The 1,723-nt window shown below is 54.0% G+C and carries 1 protein-coding gene; it reads left to right on the top strand.

Annotated elements, in window-relative coordinates; translation table 11 throughout:
* Window positions 1-2: 2 nt before the first annotated feature.
* Window positions 3-1,723: DNA topoisomerase 3 (locus tag AB4484_RS19640; protein ID WP_372079912.1), on the top strand; the 1,721-nt coding region annotated here is incomplete at its 3' end.

Genomic DNA, 1,723 nt, shown 5'->3' with positions numbered 1-1,723 from the left:
GGTTGCTGGCGAAAGCCAGTGAAGTCGTGATTGCCACTGATGCGGACCGAGAGGGGGAAGTTATCGCTCGTGAGTTATTGGACTATCTGAATTACAGCGGTCCCGTGGCTAGGCTGTGGCTCAGCGCGTTGGACGAGGAAAGTGTGCGTAAGGCGCTCACCCAGCTCAAACGCGATGAAGAGACGCAGCCGCTTTACCAGGCTGGGCTGGCCCGCTCTCGTGCAGATTGGCTGCTTGGGATGAACTTAACCCGACTGTGCACCGTGATGGGGCGACAATTGGGCTATCGCAATGTGCTCTCGGTAGGGCGAGTGCAAACGCCTACCTTACGGTTGGTGGTTGAGCGAGATAAGGCGATAGCGAACTTTGTCTCTAAACCTTTCTATGAAGTGGAAGCCAATGTCGAGCATGGCATACCGTTTTCAATGAAATGGCAAGTGCCAGATACCCATCAAGACGAGCAGGGCCGATGTTTGAGGCAATCGGTCGCGGATGAGGTTGTGCAATCTTGCCAGGGGCAGCAAGCGGTGGTGACCCATTGTGAAACCAAGCGAGTGAAAGCCAACCCACCGCCGCTCTTTTTCCTCGGCTCGCTGCAAAAAGCGATGTCATCCAAATACGGTTACAGTGCCAAATCGGTACTGGATGGCGCTCAAGCGCTGTACGAAAAGCATAAACTGACGTCTTACCCTCGAACGGACTGTGCTTACCTCCCCTTGTCTCAACAAGGGGAAGTGGCGGCGATATTGGCGAAGCTGGGAACCGCCACTGAATTTTCAACCTGGGTAACACAGACCTCGCCTGAGCTCAAAAGTCCGTGTTGGAACGATAAAAAAGTGGCGCAAAGCTCGCACCACGCCATCATTCCTACCGCAACCACCCCAAACCTTTCAGGTTTGTCGGAGCTAGAACGCCACCTTTATCAGGCGATAGTTCAGCGCTACCTCGGCCAGTTCTTCACGCCTGCGGAAGACGATGCCACGCTGCTTGAGGTGAGCTGTCAAGCGCACCGATTTAAAACCAAAGGCAAGATTGAGCGTGTTAAGGGGTGGCGCGTCGTGGTTGAGGGGGAAAAAGAGAAAGAAGCCCCCGCACTGCCAGAGCTGGCTGAGGGGGAAGTCCTGACCTTATCCACGCTTACGATGAAGCCTAAAAAGACCACGCCGCCTGCGCACTACACCGAAGGCACGTTGCTGGAAGCGATGGCGAATATCGCCAAAAGTGAGCACGTTCCTGAGAACTTCAAAGCGATTTTGAAAGAGACAGCTGGGCTCGGGACACAAGCGACGCGTGCTGATGTGATTGAGAACCTAAAATCAAGAGGATTCATTGAGGCAAAGGGTAAGTCGCTACTCAGTGCAGAGTCGGGGCGTCACTTTATTGCCGCCCTCCCTCAAGAAATCAGCAGTCCTGTCATGACGGCGTTGTGGGAGCAGGGGATGGACAGCATCGAGCAAGGAGAGATGACACTCGATAGTTTCATGGCGCAGCAAACGCAGTTTGTGACCACGTTAGTGGGCAAGATGAAGTCTGGAGAGTTGCCATTGACGCTGCCGAAAATTGAGCAGCCGACCATGCCGTGCCCTGTGTGTCAAAAAACGATGCGACTGATTCAAGGTAAGTCCACATTTTGGGCGTGTGAAGATAAAGACCAGTGCGGGCTTATTCTCGACCATGTTCGTGGCAAGGTCGCCAAGCATCAGTCTTGCCAGTGTGGCAAAGG

It is taken from the genome of Vibrio sp. 10N.261.46.A3, from assembly GCF_041472995.1.
Lineage (GTDB): Bacteria > Pseudomonadota > Gammaproteobacteria > Enterobacterales > Vibrionaceae > Vibrio > Vibrio coralliirubri.
The sequence above is the reverse complement of the archived record's forward strand: the minus strand, read 5'-3'. Positions and strand labels throughout refer to the sequence as shown.